21 protein-coding genes are annotated in these 22,664 nt (G+C 56.8%); 9 read left to right on the top strand and 12 right to left on the bottom strand.

The annotated features are described in order from the left end of the window. The first annotated feature begins 54 nt into the window (after window positions 1-54). Together ACXAD0_RS12110 and ACXAD0_RS12105 are read left to right on the top strand one after the other, a co-directional pair. Window positions 55-990, top strand: coding sequence for a LysR family transcriptional regulator (locus ACXAD0_RS12110; protein WP_475088694.1), 936 nt, complete (start codon window positions 55-57; stop codon window positions 988-990). Window positions 991-1,109: 119 nt separating this feature from the next. Next, window positions 1,110-3,284, top strand: coding sequence for a malate synthase G (locus tag ACXAD0_RS12105; RefSeq protein WP_475088693.1), 2,175 nt, complete (start codon window positions 1,110-1,112; stop codon window positions 3,282-3,284). A gap of 116 nt (window positions 3,285-3,400) precedes the next feature. On the opposite strand, the gene ACXAD0_RS12100 is transcribed toward ACXAD0_RS12105, so the two are convergent. The 7 genes from ACXAD0_RS12100 to ACXAD0_RS12070 all read right to left on the bottom strand — a co-directional run bounded on the left by ACXAD0_RS12100 (window position 3,401) and on the right by ACXAD0_RS12070 (window position 9,540). Continuing rightward, window positions 3,401-3,901: a DUF7931 domain-containing protein gene (locus ACXAD0_RS12100; RefSeq protein WP_475088692.1), complete on the bottom strand. Its 501-nt coding sequence runs from the start codon at window positions 3,899-3,901 to the stop codon at window positions 3,401-3,403. Beyond that, entirely contained in the window at window positions 3,894-4,319 is a 426-nt protein-coding gene (locus ACXAD0_RS12095) for a GNAT family N-acetyltransferase (protein WP_475088691.1), read from the bottom strand. Before ACXAD0_RS12095 ends, ACXAD0_RS12100 begins: the two co-directional genes overlap by 8 nt. Then, window positions 4,319-5,443 (bottom strand): JmjC domain-containing protein, encoded by a 1,125-nt coding sequence (locus ACXAD0_RS12090; RefSeq protein ID WP_475088690.1) that lies wholly within the window; start codon window positions 5,441-5,443, stop codon window positions 4,319-4,321. The genes ACXAD0_RS12095 and ACXAD0_RS12090 overlap by 1 nt, the downstream gene beginning before the upstream one ends. A 44-nt stretch (window positions 5,444-5,487) precedes the next feature. Next, complete coding sequence (purB, locus tag ACXAD0_RS12085; RefSeq protein ID WP_475088688.1) at window positions 5,488-6,867, bottom strand: adenylosuccinate lyase; 1,380 nt, start codon at window positions 6,865-6,867, stop codon at window positions 5,488-5,490. A gap of 61 nt (window positions 6,868-6,928) precedes the next feature. Further along, window positions 6,929-7,567, bottom strand: a complete 639-nt coding sequence (gene hflD, locus ACXAD0_RS12080; protein ID WP_475090374.1) for a high frequency lysogenization protein HflD — start codon at window positions 7,565-7,567, stop codon at window positions 6,929-6,931. A 51-nt stretch (window positions 7,568-7,618) separates the two neighbouring features. Next, window positions 7,619-8,764: a tRNA 2-thiouridine(34) synthase MnmA gene (gene mnmA, locus ACXAD0_RS12075; protein WP_475088686.1), complete on the bottom strand. Its 1,146-nt coding sequence runs from the start codon at window positions 8,762-8,764 to the stop codon at window positions 7,619-7,621. 164 nt (window positions 8,765-8,928) lie between these two features. Then, on the bottom strand, window positions 8,929-9,540 hold the full coding sequence (locus ACXAD0_RS12070) for a pseudouridine synthase (RefSeq protein WP_475088685.1): 612 nt from the start codon (window positions 9,538-9,540) through the stop codon (window positions 8,929-8,931). A 151-nt stretch (window positions 9,541-9,691) separates the two neighbouring features. Between ACXAD0_RS12070 and icd the strand changes: the two genes are divergently transcribed. Further along, window positions 9,692-10,942 carry an NADP-dependent isocitrate dehydrogenase gene (gene icd, locus ACXAD0_RS12065; protein ID WP_475088684.1) on the top strand — a complete coding sequence of 417 codons (1,251 nt, stop codon included), beginning with the start codon at window positions 9,692-9,694 and terminating at the stop codon, window positions 10,940-10,942. A gap of 214 nt (window positions 10,943-11,156) precedes the next feature. Here the strand turns inward: icd and cspD are convergent, their stop codons facing one another. Further along, a complete protein-coding gene (cspD, locus tag ACXAD0_RS12060) occupies window positions 11,157-11,447 on the bottom strand; it encodes a cold shock domain-containing protein CspD (protein WP_475088683.1) in 291 nt (96 codons plus the stop codon). 318 nt (window positions 11,448-11,765) lie between these two features. On the opposite strand from cspD, the gene clpS reads away from it, so the two are divergent. Beyond that, window positions 11,766-12,110 carry an ATP-dependent Clp protease adapter ClpS gene (clpS, locus tag ACXAD0_RS12055; protein ID WP_475090373.1) on the top strand — a complete coding sequence of 115 codons (345 nt, stop codon included), beginning with the start codon at window positions 11,766-11,768 and terminating at the stop codon, window positions 12,108-12,110. Window positions 12,111-12,216: 106 nt separating this feature from the next. Then, the gene (gene clpA / locus ACXAD0_RS12050; RefSeq protein WP_475088682.1) at window positions 12,217-14,493 is read left to right on the top strand and encodes an ATP-dependent Clp protease ATP-binding subunit ClpA; all 2,277 of its coding nucleotides are present in this window, start codon (window positions 12,217-12,219) and stop codon (window positions 14,491-14,493) included. Between the two features lie 95 nt (window positions 14,494-14,588). Here the strand turns inward: clpA and infA are convergent, their stop codons facing one another. The 4 genes from infA to trxB form a co-directional block, all read right to left on the bottom strand. After that, window positions 14,589-14,807 (bottom strand): translation initiation factor IF-1, encoded by a 219-nt coding sequence (gene infA, locus ACXAD0_RS12045; RefSeq protein WP_067081888.1) that lies wholly within the window; start codon window positions 14,805-14,807, stop codon window positions 14,589-14,591. Between the two features lie 217 nt (window positions 14,808-15,024). Then, window positions 15,025-15,750 (bottom strand): arginyltransferase, encoded by a 726-nt coding sequence (locus ACXAD0_RS12040; RefSeq protein WP_475088681.1) that lies wholly within the window; start codon window positions 15,748-15,750, stop codon window positions 15,025-15,027. Further along, entirely contained in the window at window positions 15,743-16,462 is a 720-nt protein-coding gene (gene aat, locus ACXAD0_RS12035) for a leucyl/phenylalanyl-tRNA--protein transferase (RefSeq protein ID WP_475088680.1), read from the bottom strand. Before aat ends, ACXAD0_RS12040 begins: the two co-directional genes overlap by 8 nt. Window positions 16,463-16,549: 87 nt before the next feature. After that, entirely contained in the window at window positions 16,550-17,497 is a 948-nt protein-coding gene (gene trxB, locus ACXAD0_RS12030; RefSeq protein ID WP_475088679.1) for a thioredoxin-disulfide reductase, read from the bottom strand. Between the two features lie 409 nt (window positions 17,498-17,906). Between trxB and ACXAD0_RS12025 the strand changes: the two genes are divergently transcribed. The 4 genes from ACXAD0_RS12025 to crcB all read left to right on the top strand — a co-directional run bounded on the left by ACXAD0_RS12025 (window position 17,907) and on the right by crcB (window position 22,662). Further along, window positions 17,907-20,246 (top strand): DNA translocase FtsK, encoded by a 2,340-nt coding sequence (locus ACXAD0_RS12025; RefSeq protein ID WP_475088677.1) that lies wholly within the window; start codon window positions 17,907-17,909, stop codon window positions 20,244-20,246. Between the two features lie 69 nt (window positions 20,247-20,315). Beyond that, window positions 20,316-20,930 carry an outer membrane lipoprotein periplasmic chaperone LolA gene (lolA, locus tag ACXAD0_RS12020; RefSeq protein ID WP_475088675.1) on the top strand — a complete coding sequence of 205 codons (615 nt, stop codon included), beginning with the start codon at window positions 20,316-20,318 and terminating at the stop codon, window positions 20,928-20,930. Further along, window positions 20,923-22,287 (top strand): replication-associated recombination protein A, encoded by a 1,365-nt coding sequence (locus ACXAD0_RS12015; protein ID WP_475088673.1) that lies wholly within the window; start codon window positions 20,923-20,925, stop codon window positions 22,285-22,287. Before lolA ends, ACXAD0_RS12015 begins: the two co-directional genes overlap by 8 nt. Continuing rightward, the gene (gene crcB, locus ACXAD0_RS12010; RefSeq protein ID WP_475088672.1) at window positions 22,288-22,662 is read left to right on the top strand and encodes a fluoride efflux transporter CrcB; all 375 of its coding nucleotides are present in this window, start codon (window positions 22,288-22,290) and stop codon (window positions 22,660-22,662) included. The last annotated feature ends 2 nt before the right edge of the window (window positions 22,663-22,664 follow it).

Below are 22,664 nucleotides of genomic sequence, written 5' to 3'. Positions count from 1 at the left end.
GGCATAATTTGGCGAATTTATTGTTCCTATTGCCGCTATCGACCGGGTGAATGTATGAATTTGGAGCGCGCCGACCTGAATCTGTTGGTTTATTTGGATGTATTACTCAGGGAGCGCAATGTGACAAGGGCCGCGAATTACCTGGGCTTGTCGCAGCCGGCGATGAGCAATGGCCTCAAGCGCTTGCGAGACCTGTTTGAAGACCCACTGTTGGTCCGTACCCGAGAGGGAATGATGCCGACGGAGCGTGCGATGGAGTTGCAGCCCATGGTGCGTGAAGCGCTTGCAGCGATCGATCGGGTTGTGCAGCCCAACCGCGATTTTGAGCCAGAGCTTACGCGCCGAACCTTCCGCATTATGGCGAGCGACTACGCCGAATCGACGCTCATCCCACCCTTGCTACAGCGACTGCGTGAACTGGCGCCCGGGATTAGCCTGGATATTATGACGCCGAGTGATGTGAGCTTTGTCGATGTCGAACAGGGCAAAGTCGATATGGTGATCAATCGCTTTGATAGCATGCCCCAGAGCTTCCATCAGGCGACTGTCTGGCGGGACACCTTTTCCTGCATTATGCGCGCCGATAATCCGGTGTTGGAGAACTACACTCTGCAGGAGTATTTGAAGGCGCAGCATATCTGGGTCAGTAAAACCGGCATGGGGGTCGGGGTTGGCGTAAACCCTGAGGATGTGCAGAGGCTAGGCTGGGTGGATGAAGCCATTGCCAAGCTCGGCGAGAAGCGTGATATCGCTGTGTTCACCCGCCACTACCAGGTGGCGATGCTGTTGGCGGAGCAGGGCGACCTCGTCGTGACTGTGCCGACGCGCATGGCGCTGTTGGCGGCCAACAACCCCCGTGTGGTGCGCCGCGATCCTCCGCTTGAGATTCCACCCTTTGAACTGAAGATGGCATGGAGCCCCTTGCTCCAGCAAAGCGCGCCGCATCGTTGGCTGCGACGTCTGATTCTGGATGTCGGCCGCGCACTCTGACCGCTACTAGAAAGAAAATTCACTAGGTCAATGATGGGTATATTCATCATAGATTGGTCCGATACTTGTTCGGACGTATAGAATGCCGCAAAAACCAGTGTCCAGCCCGAGGTGAGGATATGACGGAACGAGTCCAGATCGGTAATTTGCAGGTAGCCCAGGTTCTATACGACTTGGTCAATGAAGAGGTTATACCGGGAACCGGGGTTGAGCCCGGACAGTTCTGGTCAGCGCTCTCGGATATCGTCGGTGAGCTGTCCCCGATCAATCGTAGTCTGCTGGCCAAGCGTGATGCGCTGCAGGAGACCATCGACCAGTGGTACCTGGACAACCCGAAGGGCTATCAGGATCTGGATGCGTATAAAGCCTTTCTGCGGGAAATTGGCTATCTCGTGGACGAACCGGCTGATTTTACTGCGACGACAACCAACGTTGATGCGGAAATTGCGACAATGGCCGGCCCTCAGCTTGTCGTACCGGTGATGAACGCCCGCTACGCATTGAACGCGGCGAATGCCCGTTGGGGCAGCCTGTACGACGCCCTTTACGGGACCGATGTGATCGGGGAAGAGGGTGGAGCAGAGAAAACCGCAGCGTATAACCCTGTTCGCGGCGACCGCGTTATTGCTTATGCGCGCGCCTTCCTTGATCGCGCTGCGCCGCTGACAACTGGCAGTCACTATGACGCCAGTGAATATCGGATCAATGGTCAGCTGGTAGAGGTGATCCTGTCCGATGGCTCCGTTGCAACACTGCAAAACCGCGGTCAGTATCTTGGCTATCGTGGCGATGCCAACGCGCCGGAAGCCATTCTGTTACAGCAGAATGGGCTTCGTTTTGAGATACAGATTGACCGCGAAAGCCCGATCGGCAAAAACGATGCGGCCGGCGTAAAAGATCTTTTACTCGAATCTGCACTCACCACCATTATGGATTGCGAGGATTCCGTTGCGGCTGTCGACGCGGAAGACAAGGCAATTGTGTACCGGAACTGGCTCGGCCTGATGAAGGGCGATCTCAAAGAGCGTATTGTCAAAGGTGACAAGACCATCGAGCGGGCGCTGAATCCGGACCGTGAATATACCGGACGTGACGGCAACCCTATGGTGCTCCCAGGTCGCAGCCTGATGTTTGTTCGCAACGTCGGTCACCTGATGACCAACGACGCTATCCTGGATGCGCAGGGCAACGAAGTGCCGGAAGGGATCATGGATGCGATGTTCACCAGCCTGATTGCCATGCATGATCTCAAGGCGACGGGTGATCTCGGAAACTCACGCACCGGCAGTGTTTATATTGTTAAACCCAAGATGCACGGCCCGGAAGAAGTGGCTTTCGCCAACACACTGTTTAATAAAGTCGAAGATGCTCTTGGGCTCAGCCGTAACACCCTCAAGATGGGCATCATGGACGAAGAGCGCCGCACTACCGTTAACCTGAAAGCTTGTATTGCTGCGGCCAAAGAGCGAGTCGTATTTATCAATACCGGCTTCCTGGATCGCACCGGTGATGAAATCCATACATCCATGCTCGCCGGCCCGATGATCCGTAAGGGCGACATGAAGCAATCCAAATGGATTAGCGCCTATGAGGATTGGAATGTCGATACAGGCCTGGCGACAGGTCTTCAGGGACGTGCCCAAATCGGTAAGGGAATGTGGCCGATCCCCGATCAGATGTCGGCCATGATGGAGGCAAAGATCGGACATCCCATGGCCGGCGCAAATACCGCATGGGTCCCCTCGCCAACAGCAGCGACCCTGCATGCGCTTCACTACCATCAGGTCGATGTTGCTGCGCGCCAGGAAGAGATTCGCTCGCGAGCGCCGGCCTCGCTGGACGACATCCTCACCGTACCGGTCGCGGAGAATCCAGACTGGAGTGCAGAGGAAATCCAGCTCGAGCTGGATAACAATGCGCAGGGTATTCTCGGCTACGTAGTGCGCTGGATTGATCAGGGCGTTGGCTGCTCCAAGGTACCTGACATTAATGATGTCGGCCTGATGGAGGACCGCGCTACACTGCGAATTTCCTCCCAGCATATCGCTAACTGGCTGCGCCAGGGTGTGGTGAACGAAGCGCAGGTGCGCGAGACCATGGAGCGCATGGCTGCGGTTGTTGACCGCCAGAACGCCAGTGATCCGAGCTACCAGAATATGGCCCCTGACTTCGACAGTAATGTGGCATTCCAGGCCGCGTGCGAGCTGGTCTTTGAGGGGTGCGCCCAGCCCAACGGCTATACCGAACCTGTTTTGCACCGTCGCAGAAAAGAGTTCAAACAACGTAACGCTTAAGGGTTGCGCAGAGTCGATTCAAATAAGGGTCCGCAACTGCGGGCCCTTTTTCGTTCTGCTCATGAAGTTTGTCGGATCGTAGCATCGACAAGAAGCGAGGTGGTTTGGGGATAGAGTTAGAGCGACAGTCGGCGCAGGTTGGGGTCCGCTTTGCCGAGATTCCACTCCTGCGCGAAGATCTCTGCATACTTTGCAGCACGAACGCGATCTTCAGGAAGATAGGTTGCTGCCCAGGCTTCCCGGTCTTCACAGATCAATACGTGGCGTCGGTCCCCAACCGCAAACTCCCAGTCCTTGGTGCTGGCAGTCGCCTGAATCTGGCGCAGCTCGATGCGTGAGCTGAGACGCTGAATGAGGGGCGTGAGCCGGTGATAGTCGCGCCAGAGTGTCGTGGTATCGCGCACGAGCAATTGAACCTTGACCTTGGAACTGCTGCGGGCGAGCTCTGAGATCTCCTCGACCACCAGCGGATCGTGGTAAACGGCTTTCAGTAGCTGCTCGGAAAATACCAGCAGCTCACGGCGACATTGCGAGACCATAGTGCGCAAGGTAGCCCGAAAAGCTTCGGCGCCCTCGTGAGACAAGCGCTCACCTGTGCGGTTCTGCTCATCAGCCAAAATGTCGCACCATCCGGATATGCTGGATGCCGGCTTCGAGAAAGGTTTCGCCCTCCGGCACGAAGCCCGCTTTGCGATAAAATTCTTCGGCGTGACACTGGGCATGTAAGTAGACAGCGGCAAACCCGTGTGCTGCTGCGTACTGGCAAATGGCTTCCAGTAGCTGATGACCATAGCCTTTACCACGCTCACTGGCGAGCACCGCCATCCGGCCAATTTTGCCGCCCTGAGTAATTCGACCGGTACCAACAGGTGTATCGCCGGCAATGACCAGAAAGTGTTGTGCCGATTCTTCCTGGTCGTCCCACTCCAGTGCCGGATCAACTTGCTGTTCGATCACAAATACGGGTTCACGAATACTGCGAATCGCCTGTTTGTCCCGTGCCCAGTCGGCTGGCCTGACAATCACCGCCGTCATTAAAAGTCCTCCGGAACATAGATCAATGACCCCTGATCGACGAGCTGATCGATCACGCCATTCGCCTCGCCGATTGCCCCATAATCCAGCAGGTCCTTGCTATGGATGGCATGCGTCTCACAGAAGTGCATGGCAAATGCGAGCGGGACCGGGAACGGCTCGCCATCGACGTACAGGCACGCTGGGTCACGACTGAACGCGGCGCGTGAAGCGGGATTTAGTATCAACGTTTCGCCCGTCGCCAGCTGTTCGCGCCAATCAGAGGCGCTTCCGGCATCAAGTGCAACGGTTTCCGGATACTTGGCTTCCGTCATGACTGCCCCCATCCACTGGGCAACCGTTTGCGGTTGTTGCAGCCATTGTGCGAGCAGCGTTTGCATCCGCGTCACACTGTCCGGGTCAATTTCAGACGGAGAGGAGGCGGGGACGATGCCTGGATCGGTATATCGCTGGTGTGCCGGCAGCTTGCTCGCCATTTCCGCGGCGAGATCTTCCAGGATCGTCGCCGCGGACGGCGCGCGAAATCCGACGGAGATCGTCGTACAAGCCCCATCGGCAACACCCCAGTGACTGTACTGGGGCGGCAGATACAGCATGTCGCCAGGCTCCAGTAGCCAGCTATTCTGCGGTTCAAAATCCCGCAGGATATTGAGCCGGCTCTGCTCAAGTCGCGGACTGCTGTCGTCTGCCTTGGGGCCCTGGTGCCACAGACGCTTACCTTCTGCCTGCAAAAGAAATACGTCGTAATGATCAAAGTGCGGACCAACACTGCCTTTATCCGCCGCATAGCTGATCATGACATCATCAAGGCGCCAGTCGGGCAGGAAGCGAAACAGTTGCTTGAGCGCCGCCACTTCCGACACCCACTGATCCACCGCCTGGACCAGAAGGGTCCAGTGCGATGCTGGCAGGGCGAGGAATTCTTCCTCGGTAAAGGGGCCCGTACGCAGTTCCCAGGGACCTGAATCCCCGTTCTCCAGAACAAGCCTGGATTCGACGGCCTCTTCAAGCGCCATACCCGCAAGCTCCTCCCCGGATATGGGGCTTTCAAAGCCCGGGAAGGCATTGCGGATCAGCAGTGGCTTTTGTTGCCAATAATCCCGCAGGAATTCTGCGATTGGCATGTCCCCAAGATGCGTTAAAGGGGCATGGCGCTCTCCGCTCACAATTACGCCTTGATCTTCTTGGTCTGGGCGATCGCGTTACCGATATAGCTTGCCGGAGTCATGCTGTGCAACTCCGCCTTGGCGTTATCGGGGATCTCCAGATTATCGATAAAGACCTTGAGGGTCTCACGGGTGATGCCCTGGCCGCGAGTCAGTGCCTTGAGTTTCTCGTAGGGTTCCTCAATAGCGTAGCGACGCATTACCGTTTGAATCGGTTCGGCGAGTACTTCCCAGGCGTTGTCCAGGTCTTCCGCCAGGCGCTCACGATTGATCTCCAGCTTGCCCAGGCCTTTCATCGTTGCCGCGTAGGCAATCGTAGAATAGCCCGCCCCAACGCCCATATTGCGCAGCACGGTGGAATCGGTGAGGTCGCGCTGCCAGCGGGACACCGGCAATTTTGCCGCAAGATGCTGGAATACGGCGTTTGCCAGGCCGAGGTTTCCTTCAGAGTTTTCAAAGTCGATGGGGTTCACTTTGTGTGGCATGGTGGAAGAACCCACCTCGCCGGCAATCACCTTTTGCTTGAAGTAGCCCAGCGAAATGTAACCCCAGATGTCACGGTCAAAATCAATCAGGATCGTATTGAAGCGCGCAATGGCATCGAACAGCTCGGCAATATAATCGTGGGGCTCAATCTGGGTGGTGTAGGGGTTCCAGGTCAGGCCGAGAGAGGTCACAAAGGCTTCTGCATTGGCCTCCCAGTCGATTTCGGGATAGGCAGACAGATGCGCATTGTAGTTGCCGACAGCGCCATTAATCTTGCCGAGCAGCTCAACCGCTGCGATTTGGGCAGTCTGGCGACGCAAGCGGGCGACGACGTTTGCGAACTCCTTGCCGACCGTGGTTGGGCTTGCGGTTTGCCCATGGGTGCGTGAGAGCATGGGTACGTCAGCAAAATCCAGCGCGAGCTCTTCAATCTTGGTAATGATCTTGCGCATTTCCGGCAACAGTACTTCGTCGCGCCCAGCACGCAGCATCAATGCATGAGACAAGTTGTTGATGTCTTCCGACGTGCAAGCGAAGTGCACAAATTCGCTCACCGCGTCCAACTGCGCATTCGCGGAAATCTTGTCTTTTAGGAAGTACTCAACTGCTTTTACGTCGTGGTTGGTGGTGCGCTCGATCTCCTTAATGCGCTCGGCATCTTCTACGGAAAACTCCGCGACTATTTTGTCGAGCAATGCATTCGCATCCGCATCGAATGCCGGCACCTCGCTGACTTCCGGATGGTTGGAGAGTTTTTGCAGCCAGCGGACTTCAACCTCTACCCGCGCGCGTATCAGGCCATACTCGCTGAAAATATCGCGCAGTGCAGCAGTTTTACTCTCGTAGCGACCGTCGATTGGGGAAACTGCAGTAAGAGCAGTAAGGGCGACTGTCATGTCAACTCTCCAAAATCCAAATATTGCTTTAGTAAAAAGTGTGATGTGTTGCCGAACTGGGCTACTCGTGGACCAGTTCCGATTCTTTCAATAGCTGTTCCGTTGCTGCGAGCAGCTTTTTTCGCTGAAACAGCAGGTGGAGCCTTCGCCCACCCAGCTGGCGCCACAAGGTGGCCGAACGCACCCCGGCAAATAACATGGTGCGAATCTGATTGGCGATACGCTGTTGTTGCAGGAAGTTAAAATCCCCGAGCACCTGGATGCGGAAGCGGAAGGTACTCAACGTATCACTGTAAATACTCGCCAGATTGGAAAACACATTGTCGTGTGTCAGCGTGAAGTGTTCTGACTGCGTTTGGGCTTTGTCGAGTCGGCTACCGATGATCGACAGCAAGTCCTGCTTTTTGGCGAGTTGACGCTGCAGATAGAGAATCGACAGCGTGTAGCGCAGACAATCCGTGTATTCGGGATGCTGGCGCGAGCGCAATAATTCCCGAGCTATCTCGAGTCCCGGGCGCACTTTGTTTAAACCACCATAAACATCTTCCGCGTTATCCGGGTTCAGCTGGAACAGGCTATACACACCCGTTTCCAGCTGGGCCTCGGGCGCATTGCCGGTTTTCGCAAGGCGCTCTACCAGCGCTGAAGCCTGAAATATGCCAGCTAATGCGAGGGCCTGTTCGCGCCAGTTACTCAAAATCTGTCCTTGCTCAGTTGTTCAAATACTTGCCCGGCATAGGGGCGCTGATAACTAGTTCTGTTCGCGGTACTGCTCAGGAACAAGTTCGCCAATCCCTAGTGCCTCTTCGATCACGGCGCCGCCGAGGCATTTTTGCCCATCGTAGAGCACGAGCGACTGCCCGGGTGTAATAGCACGCTGTGGCTCGTCAAATGCAACCACAAGGGTACCGTCATGCATGACCGTGACCAGGCATGCCTGGTCCGGCTGGCGGTAACGGGTTTTGGCCATTGCGCGGAATTCCCCGGCGGGCGGCGTACCGTTAATCCAGTGTGCCTGGGCAGCCTTCAGTCCCGTGGCATACAGGAGAGGGTGGTGCGCGCCTTGGGCGACGATCAGTACATTGTTTGGCAGGTCTTTGCCCACCACGTACCAGGGTTCATCACTCGCACCTTTCACTCCACCAATGCCAAGCCCCTGGCGCTGCCCGATTGTGTGATACATCAGCCCTGCATGCTGCCCCATATCCTCGCCGTCCGGCGTCTGGATCCGGCCGGGTTGGGCGGGCAGGTATTGCTCGAGGAAGTCCTTGAAGCGGCGTTCGCCAATAAAGCAGATGCCGGTGCTGTCTTTCTTATTGTGGGTGATAAATCCGTTTTCCTCGGCAAGACGCCGAACTTCCGGCTTCTCCAGTTCGCCGAGCGGAAACAGGGATTTGGCAAATTCCGCCTCGCCCACGGCATGCAGGAAGTAGCTTTGATCTTTGTTGCCGTCGAGCCCTTTCAACAGGAAAGTACGTCCGTTCTCATCGGCACGCCGGGCGTAATGGCCGGTCGCAATCGCGTCGGCGCCGAGTACCTCTGCATACTCAAGAAAGACCTTAAACTTGATTTCCCGGTTGCAGAGAATATCCGGGTTCGGGGTGCGCCCCGCCTTGTATTCGGCCAGAAAGTACTCGAATACGTGATCCCAGTACTCTGCAGCAAAATTCGCAGTGTGTAGTTTTATTCCGAGCTTGCGGCACACGGCTTCCGCATCGGCCAGATCAGCCTTGGCGGTACAGTATTCGGTACCGTCGTCTTCGTCCCAGTTCTTCATGAACAGGCCTTCCACCACATAGCCCTGCTGAATGAGCAGCAATGCGGCGACTGAGGAGTCGACACCACCGGACATACCAACGATGACACGCTTGGACGGGTTACTGGGCGTAGTGGACATAGTCTCTCGGGAACGTTTATACGACAGAAGAACGGGTACCATTCAAATTCTATGGGGCCCGTGACCGGTTGCGTAAAGCGCACCGGCGTGAAAGCGGCGCAATTTTACCCACGAATCAGGCCGCGTACCAACTCCACGGAATATATTCTTTCTTCTATAGCAGGCTAGCGTCGGGGACGTCGCTGGAATCGGGGTTTGGACGTAACGGATTTGCCGGTTTTTCGCGCGGAAGGCGAATATATCTCCTCCACTCGAAACTCACCGACCCCCAGATCCTCCAGCCGCCAGCTACCGATGGCGACGCGAATCAGTCGGAGGGTCGGAAAGCCCACGGCTGCTGTCATCCGGCGTACCTGACGGTTACGCCCTTCACGGATTTCAAGCTCGATCCAGCTGGTGGGGATGTTGCGCCGCTCGCGAACCGGGGGAACTCGGGGCCAAAGTTTGGGCTCGGACATTGAGCGCGCGCGGGCCGGGGCGGTCGGTCCGTCCTTGAGCGCTACGCCGTTGCGCAACGCGGCCAAGGCCTCTTCCGTGACCGCGCCCTCTACCTGCGCCCAATAGGTCTTTGGGAGTTTGTGCCTGGGATGGCTAATCTGGTTCTGCAGGTTGCCGCAATCGGTCAACAGCAGGAGGCCTTCGGAATCGTGATCGAGTCGTCCGGCAGGATAGACCCCTTTAATAGGCACATATTTCGCCAGGGTAGGGCGCTCATCCGCATCCGTGAATTGACTAAGGACGCCAAATGGCTTGTTGAAAACGACTAGACGCGCCATGAGGAAAACTCTCGAAGAAATGTAATCAAACTACAAAATTGAGCCAATGCTGCTATAATCCCGCCGATTTTCTTTCCGCCCCGGCTAATTTGGGGGCGGTTGAAGCAACACCCGACCGAAATATTCACAGAGTTTTGGGAGTCTACGCAATATGGGTCATATCCAAGTGCCGGCCGACGGCCAGAAAGTTACAGTCAATTCCGACGGTTCGCTGAGCGTTCCGAATCGCCCGATCATTCCGTTCATCGAAGGTGACGGCATCGGAGTGGATATCACCCCGGTAATGCGCAAGGTTATCGACGCTGCCGTCGAAAAAGCCTACGGTGCCGACAAGTCCATCGCATGGATGGAAATCTACTGCGGTGAAAAAGCTGCTGAAACCTACGCAGGCGACTGGTTCCCGGCTGAGACCCTCGAAGCAATTAAAGACTACGTAGTCAGCATTAAAGGTCCTCTGACCACTCCGGTAGGCGGCGGCTTCCGCTCCCTGAACGTTGCCCTGCGTCAGGAGCTGGACCTCTACGTTTGCCAGCGCCCGGTTCGCTGGTTCAGCGGTGTTCCTTCTCCGGTGAAGGAGCCCAATAAAGTCGACATGGTGATCTTCCGCGAGAACTCCGAAGACATCTATGCCGGCATCGAGTGGAAAGCCGGAACTGATGAGGCCAACAAGGTCATCAAATTCCTGCAGGAAGAGATGGGTGTTCAGAAGATCCGCTTCCCGCAGAACTGCGGTATCGGTGTAAAGCCGGTCTCCGAAGAAGGCACCAAGCGTCTCGTGCGCAAGGCAATCCAGTACGCCGTTGACCAGGATCGTGACTCCGTCACCCTGGTACACAAGGGCAACATCATGAAGTTCACCGAAGGCGCATTCGCCGACTGGGGTTATGAGCTGGCTCGCGATGAGTTCGGTGCTCAGCCTCTGGACGGTGGCCCCTGGCACAGCTTCAAGAACCCGAAGACCGGCAAGGAAATCGTGGTTAAGGACGTGATCGCTGACGCCATGCTGCAGCAGATCATTCTGCGTCCGGCGGAATATGACGTGATTGCTACCCTGAACCTGAACGGTGACTACCTGTCTGACGCGCTGGCAGCGCAGGTTGGTGGTATCGGTATCGCCCCGGGTGCGAACCTGTCTGACGACGTTGCCCTGTTTGAAGCAACTCACGGTACTGCACCGAAGTACGCTGGTCAGGACAAGGTAAACCCGGGCTCCCTGATTCTTTCCGCCGAGATGATGCTGCGTCACCTGGGCTGGAACGAAGCTGCCGAGCTGGTCATCAAGGGTATGGAAGGCGCCATTGAAGCCAAGACCGTTACCTATGACTTTGAGCGCCTGATGGATAACGCTGAGCTGAAATCCTGCTCCGCGTTTGGCGACGAAGTGATTAAGCACATGGCTTAATAGCCCTTTGCGCTGAATCAAAAAAGCCCCGGACCGTGAGGTTCGGGGCTTTTTTTTGCCTGAACGTCCGTGCCGAATGGGACGCTAATCAGGTATTGAATTGGACGAGCGAAGGCCTGTTGGACGTTCAACAAAAGCTGGATTCAACCCGAGCTTCCCCCGGGCTGGGATGGCGGGCGGGGCAAAGACCCCGGGGCGCTTACGGTGCGTTGCGTCAGTAAGCTTCTGCTTCGCTCTCGCGCTGCGGCTCTGGCGCGCTTTCAGCATCACCAGCGGACTCTTGGGCTGGTGCCTGGGAGGAGGGCGCAACATCGATATTGGCCGCGTGGTAGCCCTTATCACCTTTGATGATGTCAAAGGTTACCTGCTGGCCAGCTTTGAGGGTGCGATACCCTTCCATCTGGATCGCGGAATAGTGCGCGAACAGATCTTCTCCCCCTTCATCCGCAAGAATAAACCCATATCCCTTGGCGTTATTAAACCACTTGACGGTACCGGTAGGCATGGCGAAATCCCTCTAATTGCCTCGGCGACTAAATGGTCGCCTTACAGAGTATCTTTATCGTTATCCATAATCAGATAGAGTGGCCGCGGTTCCGAATGCGGCCTGACTGGCGAAATAGTCGACAGACAACTCTCTTGTAGCTAACTGCCTTCTGAATGTCAAGGTGGGTGCCCCCGACTGTGCTCAGGTTCAAATCCGGTTACAATAGGGCCTTGATCAATAGGGCTGAACCAATCCCGACGTGACCCAGTCACGCGACGCGTCACGCCTCCCGCTTGTACATTGATAATGACTATGACTGTAACTCCCTCTATTTATATGAGCTCCGATGATTTCGACGACCATGGTGGTGCCGGTGGCGATCTCGCCCTGCAGGAAGCGCCCGCTCGACTGAAGCGCCCCCCGATGTACAAGGTCGTCATGCTCAATGATGACTACACCCCAATGGACTTCGTGGTCGAAATTCTCGAGATGTTTTTCGGTGTGGGTCGCGAGAAGGCAACCCAGCTGATGCTTCAGGTACACACGGAGGGAAAAGCAGTCTGCGGTGTCTATACTCGAGATATAGCGGAAACAAAGGCAGCACAAGTCAACCAGTTTGCCAGAGAGAACCAGCATCCGTTGCTGTGTGAGATCGAGGCAGACGAAGGTGAAGAAGATTGAGTGACGGGGTTCCGTTGCCCGAAGGGAACCGGGCATACCGGGTTGGGTCAACAGCCTGACCAGGTAACACGCGGGTAATTTTGGCGAGTTAGGGTTTGAGGTTTCAATGCTCAGCAAGGATTTAGAGGTAACGCTCAATCTGGCGTTCAAGGGTGCGCGAGCGAAACGGCACGAGTTTATGACCGTCGAGCACCTTTTGCTGGCGCTCCTCGATAATGAGTCTGCCGCAGATGTATTACACGCGTGTGGCGCAGACCTGAGTGCGCTCAGGCGTGAACTGCTCGAGTTTGTCGACTCGACGACGCCGCTGATCCCGGAAGCCGATACGGAACGGGAAACCCAGCCGACCCTGGGGTTCCAGCGCGTTTTGCAGCGTGCTGTTTTCCACGTCCAGTCTTCCGGCAAAAAAGAAGTAACCGGTGCCAATGTACTGGTCGCTATTTTTTGCGAACAGGAAAGCCAGGCGGTTTACTACCTCAAGCAACAGAGTGTTGCCCGCATCGATGTAGTGAATTACATCACCCACGGCATCTCCCGCGTTGGCTCCAGTGGCAACAATCACCATCCGAGTGAGTCAGCCCCGGATCAGACCGACGAAGAGCTGAGCCCGGGTGCCGAGCCCGGTGGCTCCGATCCCCTGGAGAGCTACGCCACCAATCTCAACCAGGAAGCCATCCTTGGGCGGATTGATCCGCTCGTCGGACGCGGCCCTGAAGTAGAGCGTGTCACCCAGGTGCTGGCGCGCCGACGCAAGAACAATCCACTGCTTGTCGGCGAGTCCGGGGTGGGGAAGACCGCCATCGCAGAAGGGTTGGCACGACGGATTGTCGATGAAGACGTACCCGAACCGCTGCGCAACAGTACCATCTACTCCCTCGATCTGGGCTCCCTGCTGGCGGGCACCAAGTACCGCGGCGATTTCGAGAAGCGGTTCAAGGCGCTGCTTGCGGAGCTGAGGAAGCGCGAGCACGCGGTTCTGTTTATCGATGAAATCCACACCATTATTGGTGCGGGCGCCGCTTCCGGCGGTGTGATGGATGCGAGCAATTTGCTCAAGCCGCTGCTCTCGAGCGGACAATTGCGCTGTATCGGTTCAACCACATTCAATGAGTATCGCGGTATTTTTGAGAAAGATCGCGCGCTCTCACGCCGGTTCCAGAAGATTGATGTGCACGAGCCGTCGGTCGAGGAAACCGTGCAGATTCTTCAGGGCCTCAAAACCTGCTTCGAGGACCATCACAAGGTGCGCTTTACCGACAGCGCCCTTGAGGCGGCGGCGCAACTCGCCAATCGCCACATCACTGAACGCTTCCTGCCCGACAAGGCCATTGACGTCATCGATGAGGCTGGCGCTTATCAGGCTCTGTTACCCGCGGAGTCCCGCAAGGACACCATCGGCGTGACGGAAATCGAAACCGTGATTGCCAAAATTGCGCGGATACCCGCAAAGAGCGTATCTGCTTCCGACAAGCAGCAACTGGCACGCCTCGATGAAAACCTGAAAATGGTGGTCTTTGGCCAGAACGACGCCATCGGTGCCTTGTCGACCGCAATTAAGCTGAGCCGTGCCGGACTGGGTTCTGAGGAGAAGCCGATAGGCTCCTTCCTGTTCGCGGGTCCCACCGGTGTGGGTAAAACGGAACTTTGTCGCCAGCTGGCGAAAGTCATGGGTATCGAGCTGATCCGCTTTGATATGTCCGAATATATGGAGCGACACACCGTATCCCGCTTGATCGGTGCGCCTCCCGGGTATGTCGGCTTTGATCAGGGCGGGCTACTCACGGACGCGGTTACGAAGCATCCGCATAGTGTGGTGCTGCTCGATGAGATTGAAAAAGCGCACCCGGAAGTCTTCAACCTGTTGCTGCAGGTCATGGACCACGGAACCCTGACCGATAACAACGGCCGCAAGGCCGATTTCCGCAACGTGGTATTGATCATGACCACCAACGCCGGGGCTCAGCTGATGAGCCGTCGGTCTATCGGATTCTCCAGCCAGGATCACTCCACAGACGGGATGGAGGAAATCAAAAAGCTGTTTACACCCGAGTTCCGCAATCGACTGGATAGCATCATCCAGTTCGGCGCGCTGGATCTCGAGGTTGTCAAGACCGTGGTCGACAAGTTTATTGTCGAACTGCAGGCCCAGCTCGACGAGTCGAGCGTTACCCTCAGTGTCAGTGAAGAGGCCCGTGAATGGCTGGCCAATCATGGCTATGACGAGAATATGGGTGCGCGACCGATGGCGCGCCTGATTCGCGAGAAGCTGCGCAAGCCGCTCGCCGAAGCGGTGTTGTTCGGTGATTTGTCAGAAGAGGGCGGCCGCGTAGAAGTCGTCGTCGACGGCGATGAACTCAAGGTGAAAACCGCGGAAACGGCCTGAGCAAGCCTGCCAGACCAAACTAAAAAGGCCACCAATTGGTGGCCTTTTTTGTGCCTGCTCGAACCCTGGGGTTCGGCGCTAACTCCGCAGGGGAATTAACGGGCGCGGTAGGTGATACGACCCTTGGTCAGGTCGTAGGGAGTCAGCTCAACCTTCACCTTGTCGCCAGTCAGGATACGGATGTAGTTCTTGCGCATTTTTCCGGAGATATGTGCGATCACCACATGACCGTTTTCCAGTTTTACGCGGAACGTGGTGTTTGGCAGGGTGTCAATCACCTCACCTTCCATTTCGATGTAATCGTCTTTTGCCATGCGGCGGTAACCTTCAATTTCAGCTAACTAAGCATTTTTTTACCGCGGCACCAGTCTCCGATTCGGAAACGCCGGTAGGCTTAAAACAGCCCTGCTTGGCCCCGGGATACCCGTTTAGGGTAGTGGGCGGCGGCGCGACGGGCGAGCATTTTGCACGAAAAGCGCCGTCAGCGCAAAAGCACTGCAGAGGAAAGGCTCCCTGAGGCGCAAAACCGCATCAGCTGGAGCGGGAAATGAGTCGCCAGCGCCCCTCGGCGAGCTGTTCGCTGGGCTGGAACTGACGCTTGTATGCCATCTTTTGGCAGTCCTCGATCCAGTACCCGAGGTACAGACTGGCCATTCCCATCCTTCGTGCCCATTCCACTTGATACAGAATGCAGTAACTGCCCAGGCTGCGCGGGGCCTCGTCCGGATCAAAAAAGGTATAGATAGCAGACACAGCACCGTTCAGTACATCAGTCACCGCCACCGCCACCAGGCGCCCGCGGCAACGAAACTCGATATAGCGGGTACTGCCCCATGCCGGGCACAGAAAGCTTCTGAATTGATCCGGTGAGGGTGGGAACATCTCTCCATCCTGATGACGCTCCTCAATGTAACGGGCGTACAGGGCGTAGTGCTCGTCTGTATCAATCGAGTCTACATGGAAGACGTCCAGGTCCCGGTTGCGGCGCCAGCAGCGCCTCTGCTGCCGACTGGGCACGAACAGGTTAACCGGCAGCCGACAGGGGACGCAGGCATTGCAGTTTGCACATTGGGGTCGATAGAGGTGATTGCCGCTGCGTCGAAAACCCAGTTCCGATAGCTGGCTGTACAGTCGCTGGTCAATGGGCGTTTGAGGGTCGATAAAGACGGTTGTCGCCTGCTGGTCGGGCAGATAGCCACACTCATGCGGCAAGGTTGCAAGCAGGCGTATGGAGTCGAGACGGGAAAACTTACTCATATTTCCATTCCAGAACCCAGGGCTGTACGAACGGATCATCCGCAACGCCCACTCTTAGGCGCGCTTCGAAATCCCAGCGGGGCAGGGTCACTGCACCAAGACTCAATAGATGTGGATTGCTTACCTGGCAGTCAATCAGTTCGCATCCCCACAAGTGTAATTGTTGTACGAGGTGTACGAAAGCGACTTTAGACGCGTCGGTTGCCCGGTGGAACATGGATTCCCCAAAGAACACTTTACCCAATGCGACGCCGTACAGGCCACCCACCAGGTCGCCATCGCACCATGCCTCGACAGAATGTGCGAGCCCGCGCCGATGGAGCTCGAGATAGGCATCGCGCATCTCCTCGGTGATCCAGGTGCCTGCCTCGTCTCCGCGGGGGCTGCGGCACGCGTCGATCACGCTGGCAAAGTCCTGATCGAAGGTAATCCGGTACTGTTGCCGGCGCAGGGCTTTGCGGAGGCTGCGCCCGATCGAATACTGCCCGGGCAATACCACACAGCGGGGATCTGGGCTCCACCACAGGATCGGCTGGTCCTCGGAATACCAGGGAAAGATACCGCTTGAATAGGCCTCTACCAGCCATTCTGGCGTGAGATCTCCACCGACAGCGAGTAGTCCGTCTGGATCGCGGAGCGCTTGGTCCGTGGGCGGGAAACCGGGAAGATCCGGGTCGAGCAGAGCGAGCGGAGGTTGTTCGTGTCCGGACATAACTGGCCCGCAAGTCGGGAATAGGGGAGCTCAAACAAAAAGGGCGATCGAGTGATCGCCCTTCGTTACAGAGTATGGGCGATGCCCTTACTTCTGGGCGTCCAGAAAACGCTCGGCATCCAGCGCAGCCATACAGCCAGTGCCGGCGGAAGTCACGGCCTGACGGTAAATATGGTCAGATACGTCGCCAGCCGCAAACACACCTTCTACCGAAGCCTGTGTCGCATTGCCTTCGAGGCCGCTCTCGACAATGATGTACCCGCCATTCATCTTCAGCTGGCCTTCAAAGATTCCCGTGTTGGGCTTGTGACCGATCGCGATAAACACGCCACTCACATCCAGCTCCTGGGTGGAATCGTCTTGTGTGCTGCGCAGGCGTACACCCGTTACACCATTGTCATCACCCAATACTTCATCCAGCGTGTTGTGCCAGCAAACATTGATGTTGCCGTTGGCGACCTTGTCCATCAGGCGATCTTGCAGGATTTTCTCCGCACGCAACTCATCGCGGCGATGGATCAGGGTGACCTCGCTGGCGATATTGGACAGGTACAGCGCTTCTTCCACGGCGGTATTACCACCACCGACCACGGCGACCTTTTGATCGCGGTAGAAAAATCCGTCGCACGTCGCACAGGCGCTCACACCGCGACCCTGAAAAGCCTCTTCAGAGGGCAGCCCCAGGTACTGGGCTGAGGCGCCGGTGGCAATGATGAGAGCGTCACAGGTATAGGTTTCGTTACCGACCAGCGTGAACGGGCGCTTCTGCAGATCAACCTTGTCGATATGGTCGAACACGATTTCCGTCTCGAAACGCTCGGCGTGCTGCTGCATTTGAACCATAAGGTCTGGTCCCTGCAACTCGGCGATGCCGCCCGGCCAGTTTTCCACTTCTGTGGTGGTGGTCAGCTGGCCGCCTTGCTGCATACCGGTAATGACAACCGGCTTCAGATTTGCGCGTGCCGCATAGATTGCAGCGGTGTAACCGGCGGGACCGGAACCAAGGATGATCAGACGGTGATGGTTATTGCTCATGTAACACTCGTAACACTGACTTAAAGCTGTTGAGTGACAGGGATAGGGGACGGGTGGTCATTGAGACACCCGGATGCCTGCCAGATTGCGCGGTATCATATTGCAACCCCGCCACATGACCAAATAGTTTGGCACTATTCCCCTTATTGCATCGCTTAATCCGACTGCTCAATTTATGTGCAACGGGGTTAGGGCGGAACAACAGGGGAAGCGCATTACGAATTCTTGCAAATTACTTTAGTAGTTGTTCACAAGTCTTTGTTTTTAAAGTGCTTACACCTACCTAAAGGCGTTTCTAGGACACACAGTCGGTGGCTTTTTGACGGCGGCTGTAGTACACAGACCGCTTGCGCAGCCGATCTGGTCCAGCTGCGGGGGACAGAGTGAATACGAGACAAGAGGTACGCCCTTGAAGGCCGAAAGCGCAGCGGGAACCAGCATAAAAGATGATCAGCTTCCCGAGTCACTGATTGCCAAACTACTTCGCGAGGGAGCCCTCATCGGGCTGCTCTCCGGCGCCTTGTTGCTGGCGATCAGCCTGCTGAGCTACAACCCTCAGGATCCCGGCTGGTCCCACACGGGGCACTCGGCGGAGGTCGTGAACGCGATAGGCCCGGTGGGCGCATGGCTCGCGGACGTTTGCCTTTCCCTGCTCGGTTGGATGGCGTACCTGTTTCCGATACTGATCGGTTGGCGAGCCATTGGCATTCTGCGTGACCGAAACGCCCGCTTTAGCGGGCCCCTCTTTACGTTGCGCGTCGCCGGACTCGCGACGCTGATGACCTCAGGGGCGGGCATCGCCACCCTGTGCTTTGCCGAGGCAGCGGAAGCGCTGCCATTTTCCAACGGCGGTATTATCGGTGTTGCCATCGCGACCGGCGCCGAGAACAATCTGGGTTACGTCGGGGCGACAATCCTGCTCCTGGCACTCTTTGCAATCGGCGTAACCGTGTTCACCGGTATGTCCTGGCTGAAGCTGATTGAATCCATCGGACGCAACGTCCTCGGGTTTATTGGCTGGCTCGGCAATCGCGTTCAGCGTGCACGCATCCAGCGGGTAGAGACCCGGGTTGCTCGGGAGGCGGTGGTTGAGCGCAAGGCGGCTGTTGAAAAGGAAATGAAGCGGATTGCCAAGCGCAAGCCCCCCAAAATCGAGCCGACGCTGCCATCACCCAAACCCAGCCCAAGAGCGGTCAAGGAAAAGCAGGGCGAACTGTTTACCGCTGGGCCGGTTGAGGGCACCTTGCCACCGCTGTCCTTGCTGGACGCACCCGACGAAAACAAGAAGGCAGGATTCTCCCGCGAGTCACTCGAAGCGCTGTCGCGATTGCTGGAAATCAAGCTGAAAGACTTCGGTGTCATTGCCGAGGTGGTTTCTGTGCTGCCAGGACCGGTGGTAACGCGTTTCGAGATCCAGCCGGCACCGGGCGTCAAGGTCAGTCGCATCAGTAATCTGGCGAAGGACCTCGCGCGCTCTTTGGCGGTCATCAGCGTGCGCGTTGTAGAGGTTATTCCGGGCAAGTCTGTCGTGGGCATTGAAATTCCCAATGAAAACCGGCAGATGGTCCGCCTCTCCGAAGTCCTTTCGGCCGAAGTCTACGAAGGGGCAAAATCCTCTCTGACGCTCGCGCTCGGTCACGATATCGCCGGACAACCGGTTGTCGCTGACCTGGCCAAGATGCCTCACCTACTGGTGGCGGGTACAACCGGTTCCGGTAAGTCGGTGGGCATCAATGTGATGCTGCTGAGCCTGCTCTACAAGTCCACACCGGACGAAGTGCGCCTTATCCTCGTTGACCCCAAGATGCTCGAGCTATCGGTTTATGAGGGAATCCCGCATCTGCTGACCCCGGTAATTACCGACATGAACGACGCTGCCAACGGTTTGCGCTGGTGTGTGGGTGAGATGGAGCGTCGCTATAAGCTGATGGCAGCCATGGGTGTACGAAACCTCGCCGGCTTTAACCGCAAAGTGAAAGAGGCCATTGCGGCCGGCGAGCCACTGGAAGATCCAATCTGGCAGCCGGATCCGCTCTCTGCCGTACCGGAAGCAGAGCAGACCCGCCCGCACCTCAAGCCGCTCCCCGCGATTGTCGTCGTTATTGATGAATTTGCGGACATGATGATGATTGTCGGCAAGAAAGTTGAACAGCTGATCGCCCGTATTGCGCAGAAAGCGCGTGCTGCCGGCATCCATCTGTTGCTTGCCACTCAGCGTCCGTCCGTTGACGTGATCACCGGCCTGATCAAGGCGAACGTGCCAACACGTATCGCATTCCAGGTCTCGTCCAAAGTCGATTCCCGCACAATTCTCGATCAGGGTGGGGCCGAGCAGCTGCTCGGTCACGGCGACATGTTGTACCTGCCGCCTGGCACTGGTGTTCCGATCCGGGTGCACGGCGCATTTGTCGACGATCATGAAGTGCATCAGGTGGTCGCGGACTGGAGCCGCCGCGGGGAGCCGGACTATATCGACGGCATCATTGATGACAGCAATAACACGATCCCTGTACCTGGCCTGCAAACGGAAGGTGCCGAAGGTGAGGATCCTGAAACCGATGCACTCTATGACGAGGCGGTCGCATTTGTGACCAAGTCCCGTAAGGCTTCAATTTCCTCCGTACAGCGCCAGTTGCGGATCGGCTACAATCGCGCCGCTCGGATTATCGACGCGATGGAGGCGGCAGGCGTTGTGTCGCCGGCAGGACATAACGGCAATCGTGAAGTCTTGGCACCGCCACCAGCCTGATGGTGTTCAGCCGGGGTTCAACAACCACCGGCTAATCTGTAGGAAAGAATCAGCGAAAGGAACCTTGCCATGAATCGAATGCTCACCTTGTTTGGGGCGTTAGTCGTTACGCTGGCTGGCTCTGTGGTACAGGCAGATCCCGTCGACGACCTCGCGGCATTGTTGGAACCGCTGGGCTCTATTTCCGGTGATTTTCAGCAGGTGCTCAGCGATGAGAAGGGGAAGACCCTGCAGAAAAGCAGCGGTACTTTCTCGGTTTCACGCCCGGGTAAATTACGCTGGGAAACGGGAGAACCCTTTCCTCAGCTGCTGGTTACCAATAATGAAAAGCTCTGGCTGTACGATCCCGATCTGGAGCAGGTCACCATTCGTCCGGTAGACAACCGTATGAAAGAGACCCCGGCGCTGTTGCTGGGCGGTAAGGTTTCCGATATTCGCAGCTCGTTCTCAGTGAGTGGCGGTAGCGGTAGCTTCAAGCTGACACCAAAGCGCGCCGGTGCTCCGTTCAAGACGATGGAAATCAGCTTTGCAAAAACCGGTATGCCTGGCGCGATGACAGTTCGCGACAGTATGGGACAAACCACCGAGATCAAGTTCAGCGGTGTGAAGGCAAACCCAAAGCTTTCCTCCGCACTGTTTAACTTTAAGCCACCTGAAGGTACTGACATCATTCGCGATGAGTGACTTGTTTGATAGAGCTCCGCGCCACCAACCCCTGGCGGCGCGGATGCGCCCCGAAACGCTGGCCCAATATATGGGCCAGTCGCATTTATTGGGGGAAGGAAAACCGCTGCGGGAAGCCGTAGAGCGTGGCCAATTGCACTCGATGGTCCTATGGGGGCCACCTGGCGTCGGTAAAACAACGTTTGCCCGCTTGCTGGCACGAGAGTGTGACGCGCGCTTTGCGACCCTGTCAGCCGTGTTGGCAGGTGTGAAGGAGATACGCCAGGCGGTTGCCGAAGCACAACAACATAGTGCGCAGACCGGCCGGGGCACCATCCTGTTTGTCGATGAAGTACATCGATTTAACAAAGCGCAACAGGATGCTTTCCTGCCGTATGTCGAAGAGGGCACCGTGACTTTTGTCGGTGCGACCACGGAAAATCCTGCGTTTGAACTCAACAATGCATTGCTTTCGCGCTGTCGGGTGTATCTGCTGCGTAGTCTTTCGCAGGAAGAGCTACTCAGCCTTTTACGGCGCGCCCTGGGGGAAGATGTGCAGCTCTCTGCGCTGAACATTCAAATGGACGAGGAGGTGCTTGAGCAGATTGCCAGTGCGGCTGACGGTGATGCGCGCTCGGCGCTGAACCTGTTGGAAATCGCCTGCGATCTCGGCCGGTCCGAAAACGACTCTGTCGTCGTAGACTATGCCGTCCTCGCCGAGGTACTCAGTGCAGACGTTTGTCGCTTCGACAAGGGCGGGGATTATTTCTACGACCAGATTTCCGCGCTGCACAAGTCAGTGCGCGGCTCCGATCCGGATGCCGCGCTCTACTGGTTCGCCCGAATGCTCGACGGCGGCTGCGATCCTCTGTATATCGCCCGCCGTGTTGTGCGGATGGCCAGTGAGGACATCGGTAATGCCGATCCCCGTGCGCTGCAGCTCGCGCTGAACGCGTGGGATGTACAGGAGAGGCTGGGCAGCCCGGAAGGAGAGCTGGCCGTAGCACAGGCAATCACCTATCTGGCGGTCGCCGCCAAAAGTAACGCGGTCTACGGGGCTTTCAAGCAGGTCATGGCTGACGTACGCCGCGATCCCAGCTATGAGGTGCCGATCCATTTGCGTAATGCCCCGACTAAATTGGCCAAAAGCATGGCCCATGGCGCGGAGTACCGTTATGCGCATGATGAGCCCGACGCCTTTGCTGCCGGTGAGAACTACTTTCCTGAGGCTATCTCAGAGCGGCAGTACTACGCTCCCGTACCCCGCGGTCTGGAGCTGAAAATCGGCGACAAGCTCTCAGCGCTACGCCGGCGCAACCGGGAAAGTGCGCAAAAGCGCTATCAAGCGGTATCGCCTGATCAACAAGGGGATGACTGAATGCAGTGGCTGGCGATCGCACTTGGCGGAGCTATTGGCGCTATCTTACGTCACCTGGTGACACTTGCAGCCTTCCCGGTGTTTGGATCCCGCTTTCCGCTGGGTACCCTGATCGTGAATGTCGCCGGCTCTTTCCTGATTGGCATTGCCTATGTCTTGATTGTCGAGCGTGGCGCACTGGGTCAGGAGTGGCGGCTATTCCTGATGACCGGAACCTTCGGTGCGCTAACAACATTCTCTACATTCTCGATGGAGGCCCTGCTGTTGTGGCACAATGAGCACCCTTTAATGGCTGCTGGCTACATTTTGATCAGCTTGGTGGCCTGCCTGGCGGCGACTGGAGCGGCCATGGCACTAACGATGAAATATTTTTGAGC

It is taken from the genome of Microbulbifer sp. ABF4_148, assembly GCF_056158985.1.
Note: the sequence above shows the minus strand (reverse complement) of the source record. Positions and strands in the feature narration are given on the sequence as shown.

Excerpts from the sequence above, each read along its gene's own strand:
- ACXAD0_RS12110 (WP_475088694.1), top strand. The coding sequence starts at position 55 with ATGAATTTGGAGCGCGCCGACCTGAATCTGTTGGTTTATTTGGATGTA.
- ACXAD0_RS12105 (WP_475088693.1), top strand. The coding sequence starts at position 1,110 with ATGACGGAACGAGTCCAGATCGGTAATTTGCAGGTAGCCCAGGTTCTA.
- ACXAD0_RS12095 (WP_475088691.1), bottom strand. The coding sequence starts at position 4,319 with ATGACGGCGGTGATTGTCAGGCCAGCCGACTGGGCACGGGACAAACAG.
- ACXAD0_RS12090 (WP_475088690.1), bottom strand. The coding sequence starts at position 5,443 with ATGCCAATCGCAGAATTCCTGCGGGATTATTGGCAACAAAAGCCACTG.
- purB (WP_475088688.1), bottom strand. The coding sequence starts at position 6,867 with ATGACAGTCGCCCTTACTGCTCTTACTGCAGTTTCCCCAATCGACGGT.
- mnmA (WP_475088686.1), bottom strand. The coding sequence starts at position 8,764 with ATGTCCACTACGCCCAGTAACCCGTCCAAGCGTGTCATCGTTGGTATG.
- ACXAD0_RS12070 (WP_475088685.1), bottom strand. The coding sequence starts at position 9,540 with ATGGCGCGTCTAGTCGTTTTCAACAAGCCATTTGGCGTCCTTAGTCAA.
- icd (WP_475088684.1), top strand. The coding sequence starts at position 9,692 with ATGGGTCATATCCAAGTGCCGGCCGACGGCCAGAAAGTTACAGTCAAT.
- cspD (WP_475088683.1), bottom strand. The coding sequence starts at position 11,447 with ATGCCTACCGGTACCGTCAAGTGGTTTAATAACGCCAAGGGATATGGG.
- clpS (WP_475090373.1), top strand. The coding sequence starts at position 11,766 with ATGAGCTCCGATGATTTCGACGACCATGGTGGTGCCGGTGGCGATCTC.
- clpA (WP_475088682.1), top strand. The coding sequence starts at position 12,217 with ATGCTCAGCAAGGATTTAGAGGTAACGCTCAATCTGGCGTTCAAGGGT.
- infA (WP_067081888.1), bottom strand. The coding sequence starts at position 14,807 with ATGGCAAAAGACGATTACATCGAAATGGAAGGTGAGGTGATTGACACC.
- ACXAD0_RS12040 (WP_475088681.1), bottom strand. The coding sequence starts at position 15,750 with ATGAGTAAGTTTTCCCGTCTCGACTCCATACGCCTGCTTGCAACCTTG.
- aat (WP_475088680.1), bottom strand. The coding sequence starts at position 16,462 with ATGTCCGGACACGAACAACCTCCGCTCGCTCTGCTCGACCCGGATCTT.
- trxB (WP_475088679.1), bottom strand. The coding sequence starts at position 17,497 with ATGAGCAATAACCATCACCGTCTGATCATCCTTGGTTCCGGTCCCGCC.
- lolA (WP_475088675.1), top strand. The coding sequence starts at position 20,316 with ATGAATCGAATGCTCACCTTGTTTGGGGCGTTAGTCGTTACGCTGGCT.
- ACXAD0_RS12015 (WP_475088673.1), top strand. The coding sequence starts at position 20,923 with ATGAGTGACTTGTTTGATAGAGCTCCGCGCCACCAACCCCTGGCGGCG.
- crcB (WP_475088672.1), top strand. The coding sequence starts at position 22,288 with ATGCAGTGGCTGGCGATCGCACTTGGCGGAGCTATTGGCGCTATCTTA.